Below are 20900 nucleotides of genomic sequence, written 5' to 3' on the forward strand. Positions count from 1 at the left end.
CTCCCCACCCCTCCCCGAATTCGATGTCCGGCGTCAGCCCACACCAGCTCACCGTGCGGCAGCATCGCGCAATCACGCACATCGCGCACATCGCGTCGCGCAGCTCTCGCGCCTCGCTCTCACGCGGCCCCGCTCTCGCTCCTTCCGACTGGCTGAAATCTGTTGTCGGGAGACGCCGTCGAGCTCTGGCGGCAATTCCCCAATTTTTTACCTGAGTTAGGCATGATCCACAGTCAACCCAGGTTATCCACAGGCTAGTTGGTGTCGCTGTGGACAACTGGCATCCCATTTAGGGTATTTGGTCAACGCCAAGACCTGATCCGTGACTTGGGACATACGCATCCAATGTCCGTGCAGCAACCTCCCGTTCAGCCGCAAGCGCGATGAAGCGTGGCGCGTTCTCATCTCCAACAAGCGCTCGAACCGCTTCGATTGTGGAACCCGGTAGCGGTACGCGATGCACGAGATCCGCGGCCGGAGCGTCCGCCGTGCCCAAGTGATGCCGAAGGTGATGGTTGGCGAACTTACGCATGGCGCGCGCCAGTTCCGCATCGAGTGTGTGCTGGGCGAGCGGACGAAGTCGGCGCACCAGGGCCGCGACCTCCGCCGCCTCGGCGTCGGACGGCGGCGAATGCCCCAGGTAGCGGGCGAATACGTGCTCGGTCGTGAACTCCAGGAAGCGGGCGGCAATATGCTCCACCTGTCCCCTCAACTCCCGTAGATGGCCCGAGATTGCGCTGAGCGGAACGCCCGCCGAGTGCAACTCCACGGCTACCGAGAGCTCTTGAGGGCTGGGGACCAGGAATTCGTCGTCCCGTCCGGGGATGCGCTCCAGGATGCCGAGTGCGATCGCCTCCTGCAGAGCGGACTCGTCCAGCGTCGACTCCGCCGCCCCTGCCGACTCCGCCCGCTCGGACCGACCTGTGGGCTGCGTCGCGGAGTCGTCAGTCGCTGTCTCATGTGGCGCTGTCTCATGTGGCGCTGTCTCATGTGGCGTCGTCTTATGTGGCGTCAGAACGCTGAAACGCGCGGCCAGTTCGGACAGCGTGATGCGGTCGGCCTTCTCGTCCGTCCATGGGCCGTCGATCTCGGCGGCGAGCCCGAGCACTCCGCCGAGACCCCGACCCGTGTCCCAGGCTTCAAGGAGTTCCTTGATGGAGGCGAGGGTGTATCCGCGCTCCAACAGGTCGGCGATCTGGTGCAGTCGGGTCAGGTGGGCGGGTCCGTAGACGTTGGCCCTGCCCCGGCGTTCCGGTCGAGGGAGCAGTCCGCGGTCCTGGTAGGCGCGGATCGTCCGGACCGTCGCGCCGCTCTGCTGGGCGAGATCCTCGATCCGGTACTCGTACGCCGCGTCACCGGAACCCGGACTCGGCCCTGGCCCTGGCCCCGGACTCGGCCCCGGACCGGATCCCGAGCCCGCCACACCCGGCACCTCCCCGCCGCTCACAGCGGTGGCTCCGTGCGGGCGACCGCGCGCAGGGCGCGGGGGGTGAAGCGGGACATGAAGCGGGCGCCGCGTGCCTCGGGGGTCACCGGGACCACGGCCTGGTTGCGGACGATCGACCGGAGGATCGCGTCGGCGACCTTCTCCGGCGGGTAGTTCCGCATGCCGTAGAGGCGGGAGGCGCGGCGCTGCCGGCGCTTCTGCTCGGTCTCGTCGACTCCGGTGAAGCGTGCCGTCGAGGTGATGTTGGTGTTCACGAAGCCGGGGCAGATGGCGGTGACGCCGATGTCCTGGCTCGCCAGCTCGGCGCGCAGGCACTCGCTGAGCATCAGGACCGCGGCCTTGGAGGTGCTGTATGCGGGCAGTGCTTTGGAGGGCTGATAGGCCGCGGCCGAGGCCGTGTTGACGATGTGGCCGCCCTGGCCGCGCTCGGCCATCTGCCGACCGAAGATCCGGCAACCGTGGATGACTCCCCACAGATTGACGTCCAGGACCTTCTTCCAGTCCTCGGATGTGGTGGTGAAGAAGGAGCCGGACAGGCCGATGCCCGCGTTGTTCACCAGGACGTCCACGACGCCGTACTCGGCGGCGACCTTCTCCGCGAGCTTTTCCATCGCCTGTTCGTCGCTGACGTCCGTGGTTTCGGCCCAGGCCTCGGGGGCGCCGACCAGGCGGGCGAGGTCCGCCGTGCGGGCGACTCCGTCGGCGTCCCGGTCGACGGCGATCACCCGGGCACCTGCTTCGGCGAAGGCGAAGGCCGTGGCCCGTCCGATGCCGCTGGCTGCCCCCGTGACCAGGACGAGCCGGCCGCCGAAGTGCTCGGCGTGGGGGCCGGGTCGGGCGGTCGGGCGGGTGGCGGAGTCGACGGTGGCCGAGGTGCCGCCGGGGCCGAGGTCTTCGTGGCGGGTGACGAAGTCGCTGATCCAGGAGGCCAGTTGGTCGGGCCGGGTGCGGGGGACCCAGTGCTTCGCGGCGAGTTGGCGCCGGAGCAGCTGGGGGACCCACTGGTCGAGCTCGTCGTAGAGTCGCGGGGAGAGGAAGCTGTCGCCGGTCGGAGTGATCAGCTGGACGGGTGCGTGGGCGTAGGCGTCGGGGCGTGGGTGGCTGAGGCGGGCGCGGACGTTGTCCCGGTAGAGCCAGGCTCCGTGGGCGGCGTCCTCGCGGAGGGAGCCGGTCGGGTAGTCCCCGGGGGTGACCTTCTCGAGGCGTCCGAGGATCTTGGGCCACTGGGTGCCGAGGGGGCCGCGCCAGGCGAGCTCGGGCAGGACCGGGGTGTGCAGCATGTAGACGTACCAGGACTTGGCGCCCTGGCCGAGGAGTTGGGCGGTCCTGCGTGGGGTGGGCCGGGACATGCGCTTCTTGATCCAGTGCCCGAAGTGGTCGAGGGACGGTCCGGACATCGAGGTGAACGAGGCGATGCGGCCCTCGGTGCGCTTGACGGTGACGAACTCCCAGGACTGGACCGAGCCCCAGTCGTGGCCGACTACGTGCACCGGTTTGTCGGGGCTGACGGTGTCGATCACCGCGAGGAAGTCGTCGGTCAGCTTCTCCAGGGTGAATCCGCCGCGCAGGGGTGTCGGTGCGGTGGAGCGGCCGTGTCCGCGTACGTCGTAGAGGACGACGTGGAAGGTGTCGCGCAGGCGGTCGGTGACCTCGGACCAGACTTCCTTGGAGTCGGGGTATCCGTGCACGAGGACGACGGTGGGGCGTGCGGGGTCGCCGGCCTCGGTCACGCACAGTTCCACTCCGCCCGTGCGGACCCAGCGCTCTCGTGCGTCTTGCAGAGTCATGCGGCTGCCCTTTCCTCGGTCCAGCGCCGTACGTGTGGAAGGTCGTCGTCGAGCCAGAACGCGCTCTGTTCGGGGTCTCGCGAGTCGGTGACGACCAGGAGTTCCTCGAACTTCGCGCCGGTGCCGCGGAATCCGAGGTGTGGTTCGACCGCCCAGAGGCCGGGCTGCGGCGGGTGGTCGGAGAAGCGGTAGGGGCTCCAGAGCGGGGACCAGCCGTCCCGGTGTCCGTGCACGGCGTCGCTCGCGAGTCCCTTGAGCGACTGGGTGCCGAAGCCGAAGACGGTGGGTGACCAGCGGCGTTCTGCGACCCGGTCGACCTTGTGGGCGATGACGCCGAAGGGGTATGCGCGGTGTCGGTTCAGGTGGCCCTGGTGTCTCATCAGGCGTTCCACGTCCTGGTAGATCTCGCGCAGCGGGCGGCGCTCGCGGACTTCGCGCAGGATCAGGTCGCGGTGTGCTTCGAGGTCGGAGAGGAGGCGGTCGTGCACGGGGTTGAGTCCGAGGCAGCCCGAGTAGCCGATGTCGGCCGTGAATCCCTGGTGGACCGGGGCCATGTCGAGGATGAAGGGCATGCCGGGCTCGAGCCGGCGTGAGGTGGGGAAGAACTGCAGGGGCACGCGGAAACCGGCGAAGGCGGTGCGGTCGCCGAACCAGGCGAACGGCAGGTGGAACCAGTCGCGTACGCCGCGGGCGCGGAGCCAGTCGCGCTGCATGCGGGCGGCCTCGCGCTCGGTCACGCCGGGCTTCAGGCGGGCCGCGACGGACTCCGCGCACTCGTAGGCGAGGCGCTGCACGGCTCTGAACCCCCGCAGATCTGCGCGGAGTTGGGTGTCGACTGCTGAGGTCATGCCACCTTCCGTCCCTTGCTTGAGGCCCTTGCGCTACGTGTTCGTAACTTGACACTGACGAATGTGACAATGGCCGACGGCTGCGTCAAGGGGTGCGCAGCGGCCTGTGGAAAACCCGGCCGATGTGGACAACGACGTCACCCGCACGCACAAACGACGTCACCTCACCCGCACGCACAAACGACGTCACCTCACCCGCACGCACAAACGCCGCCCGCAAGCACGACTGCCCGCACCTCCATCCCCGTCCGTCCCTGGGACGACCCTTAAGGGCCCGTACGCCGCAGGTCTGACAACCAAGCCAGCATCTGGGCTGACGACCTGTGTGGCCCGCGCCACTAACGTCGATGACGTGACTGTGATCGCGACCGAAAGCCTCAGCAAGCGGTTCCCCAAGGTGACCGCTCTCGACCGGCTCTCCGTGGACATCGGCCCGGGCGTGACCGGCCTGGTGGGTGCCAACGGAGCCGGCAAGTCCACCATGATCAAGATCCTGCTCGGACTGTCCCCCGCGACGGAGGGGCGTGCCGAGGTGCTCGGGCTCGACGTCGCGGCCAACGGATCCGAGATCCGTGAGCGCGTCGGCTACATGCCCGAGCACGACTGCCTGCCACCCGACGTCTCGGCCACCGAGTTCGTGGTGCACATGGCGCGGATGTCGGGCCTGCCGCCCACCGCGGCCCGTGAGCGCACCGCCGACACCCTGCGCCACGTCGGCCTCTACGAGGAGCGCTACCGCCCGATGGGCGGCTACTCGACGGGCATGAAGCAGCGGGTGAAGCTGGCCCAGGCCCTCGTCCACGACCCCGAGCTGGTCTTCCTCGACGAGCCGACCAACGGCCTCGACCCCGTCGGCCGGGACGAGATGCTCGCCCTGATCCGCCGCGTGTACACCGACTTCGGCATCTCCGTCCTGGTGACCTCGCACCTGCTCGGCGAGCTGGAGCGGACCTGCGACCACGTCGTCATCATCGACGGCGGCAAGCTCCTCCGCTCGAGCTCCACCAGCGACTTCACCCAGACCATGGGCACCCTGGCCGTCGAGGTCACCGACACCGACGCCCACCCGGACGGCACGGCCGCCCTGCGCGAGCGCCTCGCCGAGGCGGGAGTGAGTGTCCACGCGCGCGAGGAGGACGGTCTGCCGGGTGCGGGCCACATCCTGCTCGTCGAGGCGACGGGCGAGGAGACCTACGACGTCGTACGCGACACCGTGGCCGGCCTCGGGCTCGGTCTCGTACGCATGGAGCAGCGCCGTCACCACATCGCGGAGGTCTTCCGTACGGACTCGGCCGAGGCCACGGACGTGGCAGGGGCCCCGGACGCCTCGTCCGCGGGGATCACCGACCCACCCTCAGGGCCCGCCGCGGCGGACCAGGCAGCGGAGGCCAGCGCACGATGACCACCGAAACGACCCGGATCCACAACATCGGCTACCGCGACTACGACGGCCCCCGCCTCGGTCGCGCCTACGCCCGCCGCTCGCTGTACTCGCAGTCCCTGCGCGGCGCCTACGGCCTCGGCCGGTCCGCGAAGTCCAAGGTCCTGCCGATGATCCTGTTCGCCGTGATGTGCGTACCGGCGGCGATCATCGTCGCCGTGGCCATCACCACGAAGCTGAACGACCTGCCGCTCGACTACACGCGCTACGCCATCGTCACGCAGGCCGTGATCGGCCTGTTCCTGGCCGCTCAGGCGCCCCAGTCGGTCTCGCGGGACCTGCGGTTCAAGACGGTGCCGCTGTACTTCTCGCGGCCCATCGAACGCGTCGACTACGTGGTGGCCAAGTACGCGGCCATGGCGTCCGCGCTGTTCGTCCTGACCGCCGCACCGGTCGTCGTGCTGTACGTCGGCTCGCTGCTCGCCAAGATGGATTTCGCGGACCAGACCAAGGGATTCGCACAGGGGCTGATCTCCGTGGCACTGCTCTCCCTGCTGTTCGCCGGTCTCGGCCTGGTGATGGCCGCGCTCACGCCGCGGCGCGGATTCGGCGTGGCGGCCGTGATCGCCGTGATGACCATCTCGTACGGCGCCGTGTCGACCCTGCAGGCCATCGCCTGGAGCCAGGACTCCTCCGGGGCCGTGTCATGGCTCGGCCTGTTCTCGCCGATCACCCTGGTGGACGGCGTCCAGACCGCGTTCCTCGGGGCCACCTCGTCCTTCCCCGGCGGTGACGGACCGGGTGCGGGTCAGGGCGTGGTCTATCTGCTGGTCGTGCTCGCCCTGATCGCGGGCACGTACGCGGCCCTGATGCGCCGCTACCGGAAGGTCGGCCTGTGATGCCCCGACCAGGACCTCGCCCCCGCCCCAGCCGGCAAGCCACCACCCGCACTCGCATCCGCACTCGGAGAAACGGGCCGCGCCCATGACGACCATCCGTATCGACCACACCTCCCGCTGGTTCGGCAACGTGGTGGCGGTCAACGACATCACCATGACGATCGGACCGGGCGTGACCGGCCTGCTCGGGCCGAACGGAGCGGGCAAGTCCACCCTCATCAACATGATGGGTGGTTTCCTCGCCCCCTCGACGGGCACCGTCACGCTCGACGAGAAGCCGATCTGGCGCAACGAGCAGATCTACCGGCAGATCGGCATCGTCCCCGAACGCGAGGCGATGTACGACTTCCTCACCGGCCGCGAATTCGTCGTCGCCAACGCGGAGTTGCACGGACTCGGCAAGAAGGCCGCCCAGGAGGCGCTCGCCACCGTCGAGATGGAGTACGCGCAGGACCGCAAGATCTCCACGTACAGCAAGGGCATGCGGCAGCGCGTGAAGATGGCGTCCGCCCTGGTGCACCAGCCGGACGTACTGCTCCTCGACGAGCCGTTCAACGGCATGGACCCGCGCCAGCGCATGCACCTCATGGAGCTGCTGCGACGGATGGGCGACGCGGGCCGCACCGTGCTCTTCTCCTCGCACATCCTGGAGGAGGTCGAGCAACTCGCCTCGCACATCGAGGTGATCGTGGCCGGCCGGCACGCGGCGAGCGGCGATTTCCGGCGGATCCGCCGGCTCATGACGGACCGCCCGCACCGCTATCTGGTGCGCTCCAGCGACGACCGTGCGCTGGCCGCCGCCCTGATCGCCGACCCGTCGACCGCGGGCATCGAGGTCGATCTCACGGAGGGCGCACTGCTCGTCCAGGCCGTGGACTTCGGCCGGTTCACCGAACTGCTGCCCCAGGTCGCACGCGACCGCGGCATCCGGCTCCTGACGGTCTCGCCCTCGGACGAGTCCCTCGAGTCGGTCTTCTCGTACCTCGTCGCGGCCTGAAGGGAGCCTTCGACATGTATGACCCCACCGTCGCCCGGCTCACCTACCGGGCCCTGCTCGGCCGGCGCCGCGCGCTGATCCTGTTCACGCTGCCGGCACTGCTGATCGTGATCGCCGTGGCGGTCCGGATGTTCAGCGGCGCCGACGACCAGGTGGCCTCCGATGTGCTCGGCGGTTTCGCGCTCGCCACCATGGTGCCGCTGATCGGCGTCATCGCCGGTACGGGAGCCATCGGGCCGGAGATCGACGACGGCTCCGTGGTGTATCTCCTTGCCAAGCCGCTCAAGCGGCCCACGATCATCGTCACCAAGCTGACCGTCGCGATCGCCGTGACCATGGCCTTCTCGGCCGTCCCCACGTTCATCGCCGGAATCATCCTGAACGGCAACGGACAGCAGGTCGCCATCGCCTACACGATCGCGGCCCTGGTCGGATCGATCGCATACGCCGCCCTGTTCCTGCTGCTCGGCACGGTCAGCAAGCACGCCGTGGTGTTCGGCCTGGTGTACGCGCTGGTCTGGGAGTCGCTGTTCGGCTCGCTCGTCTCCGGGGCCCGGACGCTGAGTGTGCAGCAGTGGTCCCTCGCCGTCGCGGAGAAGGTGGCCGGCGGCGAACTGGTCAGCTCCGACGTCGGACTGCCGCTCGCGGTCGTCCTGCTCGTCGGAGTGACCGTGCTCGCCACCTGGTACGCGGGCCAGAAGCTCCGCACTCTCACCCTCGCCGGGGAGGAGTGACACGGACGAGCGACACCCCCGTCCCGCACACGGGATCGTTGTACACGCGCGCGTGGAGGCGTTTTTCGTCCTCCACGCGCGCGTGTACGTCGTCGGCCAGGCGACCTACGACCGAGGTCCCGGTCCTCCCCGTGCCGGGGCCTGATCCACTCGCCCGGCCACCGCACTAACGTCGTCGGCATGCGAATCGGAATTCTCGGAACAGGCAATGTGGCCCGCGCGATCGGAGCCGGAGCGCAGGCGGCCGGCCATGACGTCACGTACGGCTCGCGTGACGCGGAGTCCAGGCGGAAGGAGTCGGGCCTGCCGGTCGTCCCGGTGGCGGAGGCCGCGGCGCACGGCGAGATCGTCGTCAACGCGGTCGGAGGCAACGGTTCCCTGGCCCTGCTGCCCACCCTGCGCGAGCAGTTGACCGGCAAGGTGCTGCTCGACATCGCGATCGACCTCACCGAGGACATGCAGCTCGTGCACGTCGACGACAGCCTCGGGGAACAACTGCAGACGGCACTCCCCGGCACCCGCGTGGTCAAGTCCCTGTGCACGATGGACGCTTCGGTGATGACGAACCCGGGCGTGCTCTCCGGCGACAGCTCGGTCTTCCTCTCCGGCGACGACCCGGCCGCCAAGCAGCAGGTCGACGCGCTCCTCGGGGACTTCGGCTGGCCGGCCGGATCCCGGGTGGACCTGGGCGGGATCGGGACGGCGCGGGCGCAGGAGCACTTCGCGCTGTTCTTCGTGGCCGCGATGGGCGCGCTCGACAGCCATACGTTCAACATCAGGCTGGTGCCGGCTGCCGAGGCGTGACCGTCACTTCGGCGGGCACGCACGATGCCGCGCTGCGCCGCGGAAATTCGGTGGCGAACAGGCGTACGGCACCGGCACAGTGGAAGCACGAGCGGTCGCCGGCGACGGTGCCCGCCGACGGGGAGCGGAGCACGGCCGCGCGGATCAGCGGCGCGCAGTGCTCCCGGCAGGGCGGCGCCGGGCGGCAGGCTCCGGAGTGACATCACACTCCGTCGCAGCGGCTGTCCGGAGCGCCGCCCGGGGGTGGTCCCGGCCGCGCGACGCGGCGGGGCCGCCTTCCCCTTCCCGCTTCCCCTTCCGTTTTCCCTGCAGCCGCGGTCCTCGGGCCAGGCGTTACGGCCCGATGCGTCCCGATGCGTCGTCAGGACTCCAACTGCTCCAGCAGGACCGGGACATGGCTGTGCTCCGGTTCCTTCACCGCGGTGAGCAGCGTGGCCGGTCCCTGTCCGAGCAGTTCGCGGAGCCGCTCGAGGGCGGAGGCGGCCGGCTCGGTGTGCAGCTCGGCCTCGTAGCGCCGGCGGAACTCGGCGTAGTCGCTGTCGGGGCCGTGGAACCAGCGCCGGAGCTCCGTGGAGGGTGTGACGTCCTTCGGCCATGCGTCGATGTGCGCATCGGCCTTGCTGAGGCCGCGCGGCCACAACCGGTCGACCAGGACCCGGGTCCCGTCGTCCGCGGACGGCGCTTCGTAGACCCGCCGGACACGGACCTGTGGCTGGGACGAGGAGCGGCGTGCGGTCATGCGCCCAGGCTCCCAAGCCGCCCGGCGGTACGCCACCGGAGAGCCCGGACCGGGGCGCTGAGCCCCCGGAGGCTCAGCCGAGCAGACGCTCCAGGACGGCCGCGATCCCGTCCTCGTCGTTCGACGAAGTGACCTCGTGGGCCACGGACTTGAGCTCGGTGTGGGCATTGGCCATCGCCACGCCGTGCGCCGCCCAGCCGAACATCGGTACGTCGTTCGGCATGTCGCCGAAGGCGATCGTGGAGTCCGCGGAGACCTTCAGACGCCGCGCGGCGAGCGAGAGCCCGGTCGCCTTGGACAGCCCGAGCGGCAGCAGCTCGACCGTCCCCGGCCCTGCCATCGTGACGCCCACCAGATCACCCGCGATGCGCAGTGCGGCCGCCGCGAGCTCGTCGTCCGTCATGTTCGGATGCTGGATGTAGACCTTGTTGAGCGGGGCCGCCCACAGGTCGGCGGAGTCGGTGAAGGAGACCACCGGCAGCGGGCCCTCCTGGACCAGATAGCCGGGGCCGACGATCACCTCGCCGTCCACACCGTCCCGGCTGGCGGCGACCGAGAGCGGGCCGAGCTCCGCCTCGATCTTGTCGAGGGCGAGGCCGGCGAGCCGGCGGTCCAGGGTCACCGAGGTGAGCAGCCGGTGCTCGCCCGCGTGATAGACCTGCGCGCCCTGACCGCACACCGCGAGACCCTCGTACCCGAGGTCGTCGAGGATGTGCCGGGTCCACGGCACGGCGCGGCCGGTCACCACGATGTGCGCGGCGCCCCGCGCGCAGGCGGCGGTCAGGGCGTCACGCGTACGCCCCGAGACCGTGTCGTCGCTGCGCAGCAGGGTGCCATCGAGATCGGTCGCGATCAGCTGGTACGGGAACGCTCCGGCGGGAGCGGGGGCAGCCGTCACTTGGCGACCGGCTCGAGCAGCTCGCGGCCGCCCAGGTAGGGGCGGAGCACCTCGGGCACCCGGACCGAACCGTCCGGCTGCTGATGGTTCTCGAGCAGCGCGACGATGGTGCGCGGTACGGCGCACAGCGTGCCGTTCAGCGTGGCGAGCGGGCGGACCTTCTGTTCGTCCCGCATCCGGATCGCCAGGCGGCGCGACTGGAACTCGGTGCAGTCCGACGTCGACGTCAGCTCGCGGTACTTGCCCTGGGTCGGGATCCACGCCTCGCAGTCGTACTTGCGGGCCGCGGACGAGCCGAGGTCGCCGGTCGCCACGTCGATCACCCGGAACGGCAGCTCGAGCGAGGTCAGCCACTCCTTCTCCCAGGCGAGCAGCCGCTGGTGCTCCGCCTCGGAGTCCTCGGGCTTCACGTACGAGAACATCTCGACCTTGTCGAACTGGTGGACCCGGAAGATGCCCCGGGTGTCCTTGCCGTGCGATCCGGCCTCGCGGCGGAAGCACGGCGAGAAGCCCGCGTACCGCAGCGGCAGCCGGTCCGCCTCGATGATCTCGTCCATGTGGTACGCGGCGAGTGCCACCTCGGAGGTGCCGACCAGGTACAGGTCGTCCTTGTCCAGGTGGTAGACGTCGGCCGCGGCCTGGCCGAGGAAGCCGGTGCCGGCCATCGACTGCGGGCGGACCAGGGCCGGGGTGAGCATCGGTGTGAAGCCGGCCGCGGTGGCCTGGGCCATCGCCGCGTTGACCAGGGCGAGCTCCAGGAGGGCGCCGACGCCGGTCAGGAAGTAGAAGCGCGAGCCGGAGACCTTGGCGCCGCGCTCCACGTCGATCGCGCCGAGCGCGGTGCCGAGCTCCAGGTGGTCCCTGGGCGCGAAGCCCTCCTGGTCGAAGTCGCGGATCGTGCCGTGCGTCTCGAGGGTGACGAAGTCCTCCTCGCCGCCCACCGGCACATCGGGGTGGACCAGATTGCCCAGGCGGAGCAGCAGTTCGTCGGTCTCGGCCTTGGCCTCGTCCTTGGCCGCGTCGGCCGCCTTCACCGCTGCCGCGAGCTCGCCGGTCTTCTTCAGAAGCGCGGCCTTCTCGTCGCCCGTGGCCTTGGGGATGAGCTTGCCGAGTGCCTTCTGCTCGGCGCGGAGCTCGTCGAAGCGGAGGCCGGACGACCTGCGCCGCTCGTCGGCGGAGAGCAGGGAGTCGACGAGCGCGACGTCCTCTCCACGGGCGCGCTGGGAGGCGCGGACACGGTCGGGGTCCTCACGGAGCAGGCGAAGGTCAATCACGCGGTCAAGGCTACCGGTGCGGGCGGACAGCCCTCGACTTGATATTCCCCTGTGTACGGAAATGCCCTGTTTGCCGAATTCTCCGGGCTGCGTACGACGTCCTGTGCCAGGCCGTGCGGGCGCGGTCAATCAGTACCTCGGAATGCCCGGTTCGTGCCACTCCGGATATGGCGCGTTGACGTGTGCCGCCTGCTGATCCCTTGTGGCGGAGGCGACTTGGCGGTGTGTTGTCCACAGAAGTGGGCGCCTCCGGAAAGTTATCCACAGCCTGTGTTCAAGATCTGTGGATAGCGGAAGTGATCATTCTGCGCCCGGAATGCGAGCGGAAGAATTCCCGGATCAAACCCGCGCTACACCCTCTTTCGAGTGCAAATCACTCGCTCCAAAGAGTTGATCAATGGAATTGCGCTGACGAAGGGTGACGTGCGGGACTGTGGACGGACTTGGGGACCCAAGGGCGATTTGTCGACCAAGTCGTGTTCTGTTGTCGACTTGTCCCCAGGTCGAGTCCGACCCTGTGGATAACCTCTGTGGACAATGAAAATCCGCAGGTAGGACCGGCCGCCGACCCGGTCAGAACCGGCCGTCCTGCACCCTCGCCAGCCAGTCCGCCGCGGCCATGAACTCGCCGTCCGTGGTCCCCGCCCGCGCTTCCCGTACGTCCGACACCGCCACCCCGGCCCGCGGGTACGAGCCGAGGAACCGCACCTTCGGCGCGATCCGCCGCAGCCCCATCAGGGCCTCGCCCACCCTGCGCTCGGAGACATGGCCCTCGGCGTCCACGGCGAAGCAGTAGTTGCCGATTCCGGCGCCGGTCGGGCGGGACTGGATCAGCATCAGGTTGACGCCGCGGACCGCGAACTCCTGCAGCAGTTCGAGCAGCGCGCCCGGGTGGTCCTCGCCGAGCCAGATGACCACCGAGGTCTTGTCCGCCCCGGTGGGCGCAGCGGGACGGGCCGGCCGTCCGACGAGGACGAAGCGGGTCTCCGCGTTCTCCGCGTCGTGGATGTCGGTCACCAGCGGCTCGAGGCCGTACGTGGCCGCCGCGAAGATCCCCGCGAAGGCCGCGTCGAACCGGCCCTCCTGGACGAGACGGGCCCCGTCCGCGTTCGAGGCCGCCGACTCCCACAGCGCGTCCGGCAGATTCGCGGCGAGCCAGTTGCGCACCTGCGGCTGCGAGACCGGGTGGCCGGTGACCGTCTTGATGTCGGAGAGCTTGGTGCCGGGCCTGGCAAGGAGGGCGAAGGTGATCGGGTAGAGGACCTCGCGGTAGATCATCAGCGGTTCGCCGGTGGCGAGTTCGTCCAGGGTCGCGGTGACACCACCCTCAACCGAGTTCTCGATCGGCACCAGCGCCCCGGCCGCGTCGCCGCTGCGCACCGCGTCCAGCGCCGCGGGCACCGACACCATCGGGACCAGCTCCCGGGTGGCCGCCTCCGGGAGCTTGCGGAGAGCTGCCTCGGTGAAGGTGCCCTCAGGGCCGAGGTACGTGTAGCGAGTCGCCGACATGCGTAGTCCCTACTGGCGTCGAGTGGTCGAAGGTGCTGCCGGCGCCGCCGTACGCTCCCGGAGTCCGTCCCCCGGCGACGCGGCTCGCCGACATACCGTCAGCCTAATGCGCCGTACGGGGCCCGGTCCGCCCGTGGCCAGAGGCTGACGGACCAGCCCGCACCACGCGCGCGTAGAGCATGAAAAAGCCACCCGCACCGGCCCTCCACGCGCGCGTGGAGCACGAGAACGAGCCCGGCTCAGCCCTCCAGGAGCTCCTGCCCCACGTACTCGCCCTTGCGTGCCCCCCGCGGCACCGCGAACACGGCACTCGACTCGTGCCGGATGAACTTCGACAGCGCATCGCCCCGGTCGAGCTTGCGCTGCACCGGCACGAAGCCGCGGTGCGGATCCGCCTGCCAGGCGATGAACAGCAGCCCCGCGTCCGGCACACCGTCCGCGTCATAGCCGTCGTGGAACGAGAAGGGGCGGCGCAGCATCGCGGCACCGCCGTTCTGGTCGGGCCGGGAGATCCGGGCGTGCGCGTCGGGGGCGATCAGCAGCTTGCCGTCCTTGCCGACCGCGTCGAGCTTCGGCTCGGTCGTCTCACTGCCGCCGGACAGCGGGGCACCGTCCTTCTTGCGGCGGCCGATCACCCGCTCCTGCTCGGGCCGCGACAGGCCGTCCCAGTCGTCGAGGAGCATCCGGATACGGCGTACGACCGCATACGAACCGCCCGACATCCAGGCAGGACGACGAGTGCCGCCACCGGTGGCGAAGAGCCGCTCGCGGAAGTCCTCGTCGGACTCCTGGGGGTTGTTCGTGCCGTCGACCTGGCCCATCAGGTTCCGGGTCGTCATCGGGCGGGCGGTGGCGCCGGGGGACCGGTTGAAACCGTTCATCTGCCAGCGCACCCGGGCCGTGCCACCGGCGTCCCGTTGCAGTGTGCGCAGCGCGTCGAAGGCGACGAGCGCGTCGTCCGCGCCGATCTGCACCCAGAGATCGCCGTTGCTGCGCTTCGGGTCCAGGTGGTCGGACGAGAAGTCGGGCAGCGGGTCGAGCGCGCCCGGCCGCTGCCCCTCGAGCCCGGTCCTCGCGAAGAAGCTGTGCCCGAATCCGAAGGTCACGGTCAGCGAGGACGGTCCCGCGTCGAGCGCGATGCCCGTGGAGTCGTCGGTGCCGGCGCCGGCCATCAGCCGCCGGGCCGTCGCCGACCAGCGGCGCAGCAGAGCGGCCGCCGCCCTGCGGTCGGCCGACGCCGCCAGATCGAAGGCCACCAGGTGGCAGTGGGCTTGCGCCGGAGTGATGATGCCCGGCTGGCGGGCCCCCTCGAAGCTGACGGAATCGGCACCGAGGGAGGTGAGCGGAGCCCCGTCCGACCCGTCCGAATCCCGCGCACCGGCCACCGCGTACCCGGCGCCCAGGCCCGCCGCCCCGAGCACGACCCCGGTGGCGCCCGCCGTGCCGATCAGCCGGCGCCGGGAAATCGTGCCCCCGCGCGCGGGACCCTCGTCCGGGGCGGAGGCGCCGGAGCCGGAGCCGGACGGCGCAGCGTCGGCAGCGGCCTTCGGGGCGGAATCCGGGTTCCTGGGGGAGCCAGCCATGGTGGTTCAGCCGATCTTCGCGTTCTTGGTGACGGTCACTTGGTCGATGTCCGAGGTACGTACGGTGACGGCGAACTGCCAGTCGCCTGCCATGGGGACCTGCACTCCGCTCGCCGACCAGTGTCCTTCGACGACGTGCTCCGGTGTGACCGGCAGCGGACCGATGTCCTTGGACTCGAGGGTGAGCGCCACCTTGATCTCGGGGACGTCGAAGGGTTTGCCGTCCGGGGTGTCGGCGAAGACGTGCAGGTCGTTGTTGCCCGTACTGCCCGGGGTGAGCTGCAGCCGCACGGTGCCGCGGCCCTTCTCGCCGCCCGTGTCGAAGGGCAGCTTCAGATCGGTCGGCCCGGCCTGCTCGCTGCTCACCGCGGACTGCCGGCGGCCGTCCGCCTCCTCCTCCGTACGGCCCGGCTCGGTGCCGGTCAGCACGGTGGTCACGGCCAGGACCGCCACGGCCACGGCCGCCTCCGCCAGCACGGTGCGGCGCAGGCCGAGCCGTCCCGGGTCGCCGTCACGGCGGCGCCTGTCGGCGGCTGCCTCGACGGCGGCACGCTGCCGGGCCAGTTGCGCCTCCCGCTTCCCGCCGCCCTTGACCGAGCCGCCGCCGCTCTCGGCAGCACCTGCCCTCTTGCCCGCGCCCTTGGCCGCCTTGCCCGCACCTGGGCTGCTGCCCCCCTTGGCCGCGCTGCCCGCCCCGACCGACGTCCGCTCCGCGGTCTCCGTGGCTTCCGCGGTCTCCGAGAGACGCGCGGTCCAGCGGCGGGATATCCGGGCCACCCCCAACAGGACCGCGATCAGAGCGATCTTGATGATCAGCAGCTGCCCGTACCAGGTGCCGGTGAGCGCCGACCAGGAGCCGACCTGCCGCCACGACTGGTAGAGCCCGGTCGCGGCGAGCGACACCACGGACCAGAAGGCGACCGACGAGAAGCGCAGCACCGCGCTCCGCGGAACGGAAGGTGCCCGGTACAGCGCCACCAGCAGCGCCGCGAGCCCGCCGAGCCAGAGCGCGACGCCCAGCAGATGGAGGACGTCCACGGGCATCGCGAGCGCCGTCTGGATACCGGTCGAGGCGTGCTCGGCGAGCGCCCAGGTCGCGGCAAGGCCGATCGCGACGACGGCCCCGCCGATGCCGAGTCCGAACCCGAGATCCTTGCGCTCGTCGGCGTCACGCGGCGCGCCACGCGACTCCGGCCTGCCACCCGACGCCCGCGCGCCACCCGACTCCGGCGCGCCGTCCCCGTCCGTCGCTCCCCCGGCGCCCGCCGCCCCGTCCCGCCGCTCGGCCTCGTTCTCGTTCTCGTCCTCGTCCTCGTCCCGTCGCGCGTACGCCCCGAAGAGCACCGCCACGAACAGCGCGGCCGCGGCGAGCAGCAGCAGCCGGGAGACCAGGGCGGCCCCGGTCTTGGTGCCCAGCACGTCCCCGAGACCGCCCAGGTCGAAGACGTCGCCCAGCTTCCCGGACCCGGTGTACGAGCCGCGCAGCAGCAGCATCGCGAGGGTGGATCCGGTCAGCGCCAGCCAGCCGCCCACCACGAGCCGCTGCAGCGCCCGCTGCCCGGCACCCTGCGGCCAGCAGATCAGCAGGAACGCGGCGCCACCGACGAGCACCGCGAACCCGGCGTACGCCCCGTAGCGCGCCGCCCCGTAGAGCGTGCCGACGACACCGCCCCCCGCCTCCTGGTCGGGCAGCGCCACGGAGGTGTCCGAGGCCTCCCCGATGGAGAAGGTGAACGCGCCCGACACCGGGTGGCTGTCGGCGGACACCGCCTGCCACGCCACGGTGAAGGTGCCGTCCGGAAGGCCGGGCTTCAGGTCGGTGGCGTACGAGATGTCCGAGCCGCTGCTGACATCGCTGACCTTGCCCTGGTCGGCCCGCTCGCCCGACGGGTCCAGGACCCGGATCGAGCCCTCGGACAGCGCGACCTTCTCCGAGAAGCTCAGCGTGACCTGCTTCGGCGCCTGTTCGACGACCGAGTCCTGCTCCGGATCGCTCCCGGTCAGCGCGGCATGCGCGCCGGCGGGCGCAGCCCAGACGAGCAGCGAGCCGAGCGCGACGACGAGCAGCAACAGAAGCTGCCCGGCGCGCGGCACGGCAGCGCTCGCACGCGAGGCGGTCCTGGTCGGTTCCGGATTCTTCACCGTGGATCCCTACTCACTCGGCGGTCACTCGGCCTTCGGGTTGTACGTCGCTTCCTTCACCTCGAGTTGGGTCTCGACCGTGCCGGACTCGGCGAACTTCAGGCTGAGCGCGACCTTCTGGCCGAGCTCCGGCTTCTTCTCGAGCTCGAGGAACATCAGGTGATTGCCGCCTCGCTGCAGCCGCAGCTCGCCGTTCGCCGGCACCTCGAGCGACTTGACGTGCTTCATCTTCTGGTCGACGGTCTCGTGGATCTGCACCTCGCCCGCGATGTCGCTGGAGGCGGAGAGCAGCCGGTCGGCGGTGCCGCCGTCGTTGGTGACGGTGAGGAAGCCGCCGGCCATGTGATCGCTCGCGGGGACCGGCAGATAGCCGCCGGAGACGGTCAGTTCGGGCTTGGACCCGTCCGAACCCCCTGAGTCACCGGAGGCACCGGAATCCGTCGAGCCCCCGCAGCCGGCGAGCAGCAGGCTTCCGGACAGCACGAGCACCCCGGCGAGCGCCCGCCGCGAGACCCGCCGCCCCTGACCGCGCCGCGTCACGGCTTGGCTCCCTCGGCGAGCTTGGGCAGGTCCTTGGCGTAGTCCTCGGCGCTCGTGGTCTCGCCGTTGTAGAAGACGTAACCCTCGTCGGTCTTCGGCGAGAAGGCCATGACCTGCTTGCCGTGCGTCGAGGTGATCGAGCCGTCCTTCTCCTTGACCGGCTCGTCGATGCTGATGCCGAGCGTGCGGGCGCCCGCCTGGATGGTGGGGAAGTCGCCGGTCAGGCCGATGAAGGAAGGATCCTGCCCCTTGAGCCACTTGCCGAGCTCCTTGGGGGTGTCCCGCTCCGGGTCGCTGCTGACCATGATCACCTGCAGCTTCTTGCGGACGTCGGCGGGCACGTCCTTCAGGGCGAGGGCGAGATTGCTCATGGTCAGCGGGCAGACGTCGGGGCAGTTGGTGTAGCCGAAGTAGAGGAGCGTCGGCTTGCCCTCGGTCCGCTCGATGAGGTCGAACTCCTTGCCGTCCGTGTCCGTGAGGACCATGTCGGGCTTCTTGAACGGCGTGTCGAGCACGGTCGCGGCCTTGGTCTCCTGATCGGCGGAGACCTCCGCCGTGGGCTTGTCCTTGGAGTCACCCCCGCTGCTGCAGGCGGACAGGGTCAGGGCGGCGGCACTGAGCAGGGCGGTGGCGATCAAACGGTTCTTGCGCATACGAAAATGTCCCAGATGTGGTGGACCCGTCCCACGCCGGGGCCCGGCCGAGGCCCCGGCGCGGAACGGCTGAATCAGTTGCTGGTGCGCCGGCGGCCGGCCAGGACGCCGAAGGCCACACCGGCGGCGCCGACGACGATGCCGAGGACGCCGAGCACGCGGGCGGTGCTGTCCGAGGAGTCGGCGGAGGCGGTGTTCTCCTTGCCGTCCTCGGCGTCCTTGCCGTCCTTCTCCGCGGCGGCCTTGCTGTCGGAGCCGCCGCCGTGTGCGTCGTCGTCGGCGTCCTCGAGCTCCAGAACCGGGGCCGGGTGCTCGGGCTCGTCGGCACCCTCCTTCGGCTCCTCGATCCAGCGCACGACCTCCTTGTCGTCGTACGTCTGGACGGCCTTGAACACCAGCTGGTCGGCGTCCTCGGGCAGCGCACCGACGGAGACCGGGAACTGCTGGAACTCGCCCGTCTTCACCCCGTCGCCGTCCGCGGTCCAGGTGACCTTGGAGACGGCCTCGTCGATCTTCGAGCCGTGCACCTCGAGGGGCTTGTCGAGCTTGGACTTGGTGACCTTGATGTCCCAGCCGGGCACCGGCTGCGGCATCACCGAGGCGAGCGGGTGGTCGGTGGGGAAGCTGACCTCCAGCTTGTTGGTGGCGGCCTTGTCGCTCTCGTTCGGCACCTTGAAGTTGACGGTGGCGTAACCGCCCTTGGCGGCCTCGCCCTCCGGCTGCACGCTGACGTGCGCGAAGGCGGTGCCGGACAGGGCGAGCACGGCGGTGGCGGCGACGGCCGGCACGGCGATCAGGCGGGCCAGGCGGCGTGCGGGGGCGACGGCGGACCCGGGCATGACGGCGGTCCGGGGCATGAGGGTGATCCGGTGCATGGCGAACACTCCACTTTCAGCAGTGAGGATGAAGGGGGTGCGCGGAAACGCGCGCGCGTGCGACGCGGCACCCCAAACCTCCTGCGGTGGGGATGCGCGTCAGGCAGCGAGAGCGAGGACGCCCCGGTCGGTCCGGCACTCGCCGGTCCCCGAGGAGCGTCCGCCGGACGCGGGCGGCCCGCGCCTGATCACCGTGTCCGCGAGCGTGGCGGTACGCGGCCGCGGAGCGGAGCGGGGCGCGGTGCGCAGCGACCGCGCGAGCACCTCCGCCTCCGGGACCGGCCCGCGGACGAGCGCCCGTACGAGGGCGAGTGCGGCGCACAGCGCGCGTACCGGTGCGCCGTGCGCGAGGCCGTCCCTGGACGCCGAGGAGAGTTCGGCGAGCCGCAGCAGCGCCAGATCGCCGCGGCGCAGCAGCAAGCCCGCGGCCAGCGCCGCGAGCAGATGCCCGAGCAGCATGGGCAGGTCGGGCAGCAGATCCGTACCGCCGGATTCGACGGCCGGTGCGGTGGAGGCGGCCATGCCGTGGTGGTGCTGGTGTCCCGCGGCCGGGGTCTCGGGGTCGAGACCGGCGACGGTGAGGATGCGGCGGGCCTCGGCGGGGTTCATCACCGCTGCCCCGGCGCCGCACACCAGCTTCGACGCCTGCTCGATCAGTGCGGCGTCCGAGGTGGGCAGTCGCTGCCCCGCGGCGGCCTGGTGCTGCCCGGTCCCGAAGAGCACGTGCAGCGCGAGCTGTCCGACGGCGAGCGAGGCGGCGATACCGGGCAGCGAACGCGCCCGCCCGGTGAACGGCGCGACCACCACGAGCGCCGCCAGGAACCCGACACCCACGGTCCACAGCGGCACGGTGTGCGACGAGGCGAGTGCATGCCCCCCGGCGGACAGCACGACGCAGACCGCGGCGAACACCACGGCCCGCAACAGACGGAGACCGGCTCCGGCCCGGGAGTCGTACGCGTGGGGGGCAGGCATGACCGGCTCATCATCGCACTGGGCGCACCGCGCGCGTACGGCAGGTCCACAAGGTCCGGAACATCACGTTCAGGTGTACGAGAAGCCTGATGCCGGGTAACGACCTGCTTCGTCCGGGCGCACCCTGCGCCCCGGGGGCACCCTCCGTACCAGCACGCCTACACCGCCGTACCCGCCCCGCGCTTCCGCCGTATGGGCGGTATCACGTCAACTCCGGGCTTACACAAGGGCGATCACGGACATACGTATCGGTAGGTCGAGTCGGTCCGGGAGGCTGGAGCATGAGCATCTGGTGGTCTCTCCAACTGCGGCGTGAAGCCGAGAGCGTCCCCCTCGCGCGTCGGCTCCTGCGCGGCGCGATGGACACCGCGGGCGTCGACCCGGACATCTCCTACGACCTCTCCGTCGCCCTCAGCGAGGCCTGCGCCAACGCCGTGGAGCACGGCGGACCCACCACCTCCGGCGCCGTCCGCCCGGCCACGCGCTCGTACCGTGTCACCGCCTATCTCGACGGCGAGATGTGCCGCATCGAGGTCACCGACTCGGGGCCCGGCTTCCCGCAGCCGGGCGGCCGCACCCCGCCCAGCGCCCCGGCCCCCGTCGACGCCGAACACGGCCGCGGCCTCTGCCTCATCGAGGAGATCGCCGACCACGTCTCCTTCGGCAACAGACCGGGTACCGGCGGCGCGGTCGTCAGTTTCGACAAGATCCTCAAGTGGCGCGAGGACGCGCTGCTCCAGCCGGTCTGACCGGTCGGACCCTCCGCGGGCGCCCCTCGACGGCCGATGGCCGGGCGCCCCCGAGGGTGCCCGGCC

At 70.6% G+C, this 20900-nt stretch carries 19 protein-coding genes; 6 read left to right on the forward strand and 13 right to left on the reverse strand.

Annotated features, from left to right (window positions below; translation table 11 throughout):
- Window positions 1–289: 289 nt before the first annotated feature.
- The 3 genes from DY218_RS28835 to DY218_RS28845 all read right to left on the reverse strand — a co-directional run bounded on the left by DY218_RS28835 (window position 290) and on the right by DY218_RS28845 (window position 4082).
- Window positions 290–1333 (reverse strand): MerR family transcriptional regulator, encoded by a 1044-nt coding sequence (locus tag DY218_RS28835; RefSeq protein WP_233521954.1) that lies wholly within the window; start codon window positions 1331–1333, stop codon window positions 290–292.
- 110 nt (window positions 1334–1443) lie between these two features.
- A complete protein-coding gene (locus DY218_RS28840) occupies window positions 1444–3234 on the reverse strand; it encodes an SDR family oxidoreductase (protein ID WP_128559093.1) in 1791 nt (596 codons plus the stop codon).
- Window positions 3231–4082, reverse strand: a complete 852-nt coding sequence (locus tag DY218_RS28845; RefSeq protein WP_128559094.1) for a M24 family metallopeptidase — start codon at window positions 4080–4082, stop codon at window positions 3231–3233. The genes DY218_RS28840 and DY218_RS28845 overlap by 4 nt, the downstream gene beginning before the upstream one ends.
- 358 nt (window positions 4083–4440) lie before the next feature.
- Here DY218_RS28845 and DY218_RS28850 point away from each other — a divergent pair, with 358 nt between their 5' ends.
- From DY218_RS28850 to DY218_RS28870, 5 genes are all read left to right on the forward strand, one after another.
- Window positions 4441–5484 (forward strand): ABC transporter ATP-binding protein, encoded by a 1044-nt coding sequence (locus DY218_RS28850; protein WP_128559110.1) that lies wholly within the window; start codon window positions 4441–4443, stop codon window positions 5482–5484.
- Window positions 5481–6362, forward strand: coding sequence for an ABC transporter permease (locus DY218_RS28855; protein WP_128559095.1), 882 nt, complete (start codon window positions 5481–5483; stop codon window positions 6360–6362). Before DY218_RS28850 ends, DY218_RS28855 begins: the two co-directional genes overlap by 4 nt.
- A gap of 85 nt (window positions 6363–6447) precedes the next feature.
- Window positions 6448–7359 carry an ABC transporter ATP-binding protein gene (locus tag DY218_RS28860; RefSeq protein ID WP_128559096.1) on the forward strand — a complete coding sequence of 304 codons (912 nt, stop codon included), beginning with the start codon at window positions 6448–6450 and terminating at the stop codon, window positions 7357–7359.
- 14 nt (window positions 7360–7373) lie between these two features.
- Entirely contained in the window at window positions 7374–8093 is a 720-nt protein-coding gene (locus DY218_RS28865) for an ABC transporter permease (RefSeq protein ID WP_128559097.1), read from the forward strand.
- 180 nt (window positions 8094–8273) lie between these two features.
- Window positions 8274–8897, forward strand: a complete 624-nt coding sequence (locus tag DY218_RS28870) for an NADPH-dependent F420 reductase (RefSeq protein WP_128559098.1) — start codon at window positions 8274–8276, stop codon at window positions 8895–8897.
- A gap of 361 nt (window positions 8898–9258) precedes the next feature.
- On the opposite strand, the gene DY218_RS28875 is transcribed toward DY218_RS28870, so the two are convergent.
- The 10 genes from DY218_RS28875 to DY218_RS28920 form a co-directional block, all read right to left on the reverse strand.
- Window positions 9259–9636 carry a DUF488 domain-containing protein gene (locus DY218_RS28875; RefSeq protein WP_128559099.1) on the reverse strand — a complete coding sequence of 126 codons (378 nt, stop codon included), beginning with the start codon at window positions 9634–9636 and terminating at the stop codon, window positions 9259–9261.
- 73 nt (window positions 9637–9709) lie between these two features.
- Entirely contained in the window at window positions 9710–10534 is an 825-nt protein-coding gene (locus tag DY218_RS28880) for an HAD family hydrolase (RefSeq protein WP_128559100.1), read from the reverse strand.
- Window positions 10531–11808, reverse strand: coding sequence for a serine--tRNA ligase (gene serS / locus DY218_RS28885; protein WP_128559101.1), 1278 nt, complete (start codon window positions 11806–11808; stop codon window positions 10531–10533). Before serS ends, DY218_RS28880 begins: the two co-directional genes overlap by 4 nt.
- 573 nt (window positions 11809–12381) lie before the next feature.
- On the reverse strand, window positions 12382–13317 hold the full coding sequence (gene pheA, locus DY218_RS28890) for a prephenate dehydratase (protein WP_128559102.1): 936 nt from the start codon (window positions 13315–13317) through the stop codon (window positions 12382–12384).
- 239 nt (window positions 13318–13556) lie between these two features.
- Window positions 13557–14900 (reverse strand): iron uptake transporter deferrochelatase/peroxidase subunit, encoded by a 1344-nt coding sequence (gene efeB, locus DY218_RS28895; RefSeq protein WP_128559103.1) that lies wholly within the window; start codon window positions 14898–14900, stop codon window positions 13557–13559.
- Between the two features lie 6 nt (window positions 14901–14906).
- A complete protein-coding gene (locus DY218_RS28900) occupies window positions 14907–17042 on the reverse strand; it encodes a copper resistance CopC/CopD family protein (protein ID WP_128559104.1) in 2136 nt (711 codons plus the stop codon).
- A 24-nt stretch (window positions 17043–17066) separates the two neighbouring features.
- Window positions 17067–17582, reverse strand: a complete 516-nt coding sequence (locus DY218_RS28905) for a copper chaperone PCu(A)C (RefSeq protein ID WP_128559105.1) — start codon at window positions 17580–17582, stop codon at window positions 17067–17069.
- Entirely contained in the window at window positions 17579–18235 is a 657-nt protein-coding gene (locus tag DY218_RS28910) for an SCO family protein (protein WP_128559106.1), read from the reverse strand. Before DY218_RS28910 ends, DY218_RS28905 begins: the two co-directional genes overlap by 4 nt.
- Before the next feature lie 74 nt (window positions 18236–18309).
- Entirely contained in the window at window positions 18310–19074 is a 765-nt protein-coding gene (locus DY218_RS28915) for a YcnI family copper-binding membrane protein (RefSeq protein WP_128559111.1), read from the reverse strand.
- Between the two features lie 135 nt (window positions 19075–19209).
- On the reverse strand, window positions 19210–20085 hold the full coding sequence (locus DY218_RS28920) for a hypothetical protein (RefSeq protein WP_128559107.1): 876 nt from the start codon (window positions 20083–20085) through the stop codon (window positions 19210–19212).
- A 281-nt stretch (window positions 20086–20366) separates the two neighbouring features.
- Here DY218_RS28920 and DY218_RS28925 point away from each other — a divergent pair, with 281 nt between their 5' ends.
- The gene (locus DY218_RS28925; RefSeq protein ID WP_128559108.1) at window positions 20367–20834 is read left to right on the forward strand and encodes an ATP-binding protein; all 468 of its coding nucleotides are present in this window, start codon (window positions 20367–20369) and stop codon (window positions 20832–20834) included.
- The last annotated feature ends 66 nt before the right edge of the window (window positions 20835–20900 follow it).

Origin of the sequence: Streptomyces triticagri, from assembly GCF_003429565.1 — a bacterium.
Taxonomy (GTDB): Bacteria; Actinomycetota; Actinomycetes; order Streptomycetales; family Streptomycetaceae; genus Streptomyces; species Streptomyces triticagri.

Bases quoted from the DNA above. Each gene is read 5' to 3' on its own strand.
- DY218_RS28840 (WP_128559093.1), bottom strand. From the start codon at position 3,234: ATGACTCTGCAAGACGCACGAGAGCGCTGGGTCCGCACGGGCGGAGTG.
- DY218_RS28845 (WP_128559094.1), bottom strand. From the start codon at position 4,082: ATGACCTCAGCAGTCGACACCCAACTCCGCGCAGATCTGCGGGGGTTC.
- DY218_RS28855 (WP_128559095.1), top strand. From the start codon at position 5,481: ATGACCACCGAAACGACCCGGATCCACAACATCGGCTACCGCGACTAC.
- DY218_RS28860 (WP_128559096.1), top strand. From the start codon at position 6,448: ATGACGACCATCCGTATCGACCACACCTCCCGCTGGTTCGGCAACGTG.
- DY218_RS28865 (WP_128559097.1), top strand. From the start codon at position 7,374: ATGTATGACCCCACCGTCGCCCGGCTCACCTACCGGGCCCTGCTCGGC.
- DY218_RS28870 (WP_128559098.1), top strand. From the start codon at position 8,274: ATGCGAATCGGAATTCTCGGAACAGGCAATGTGGCCCGCGCGATCGGA.
- DY218_RS28875 (WP_128559099.1), bottom strand. From the start codon at position 9,636: ATGACCGCACGCCGCTCCTCGTCCCAGCCACAGGTCCGTGTCCGGCGG.
- pheA (WP_128559102.1), bottom strand. From the start codon at position 13,317: ATGTCGGCGACTCGCTACACGTACCTCGGCCCTGAGGGCACCTTCACC.
- efeB (WP_128559103.1), bottom strand. From the start codon at position 14,900: ATGGCTGGCTCCCCCAGGAACCCGGATTCCGCCCCGAAGGCCGCTGCC.
- DY218_RS28910 (WP_128559106.1), bottom strand. From the start codon at position 18,235: ATGCGCAAGAACCGTTTGATCGCCACCGCCCTGCTCAGTGCCGCCGCC.
- DY218_RS28915 (WP_128559111.1), bottom strand. From the start codon at position 19,074: ATGCCCGGGTCCGCCGTCGCCCCCGCACGCCGCCTGGCCCGCCTGATC.
- DY218_RS28920 (WP_128559107.1), bottom strand. From the start codon at position 20,085: ATGCCTGCCCCCCACGCGTACGACTCCCGGGCCGGAGCCGGTCTCCGT.
- DY218_RS28925 (WP_128559108.1), top strand. From the start codon at position 20,367: ATGAGCATCTGGTGGTCTCTCCAACTGCGGCGTGAAGCCGAGAGCGTC.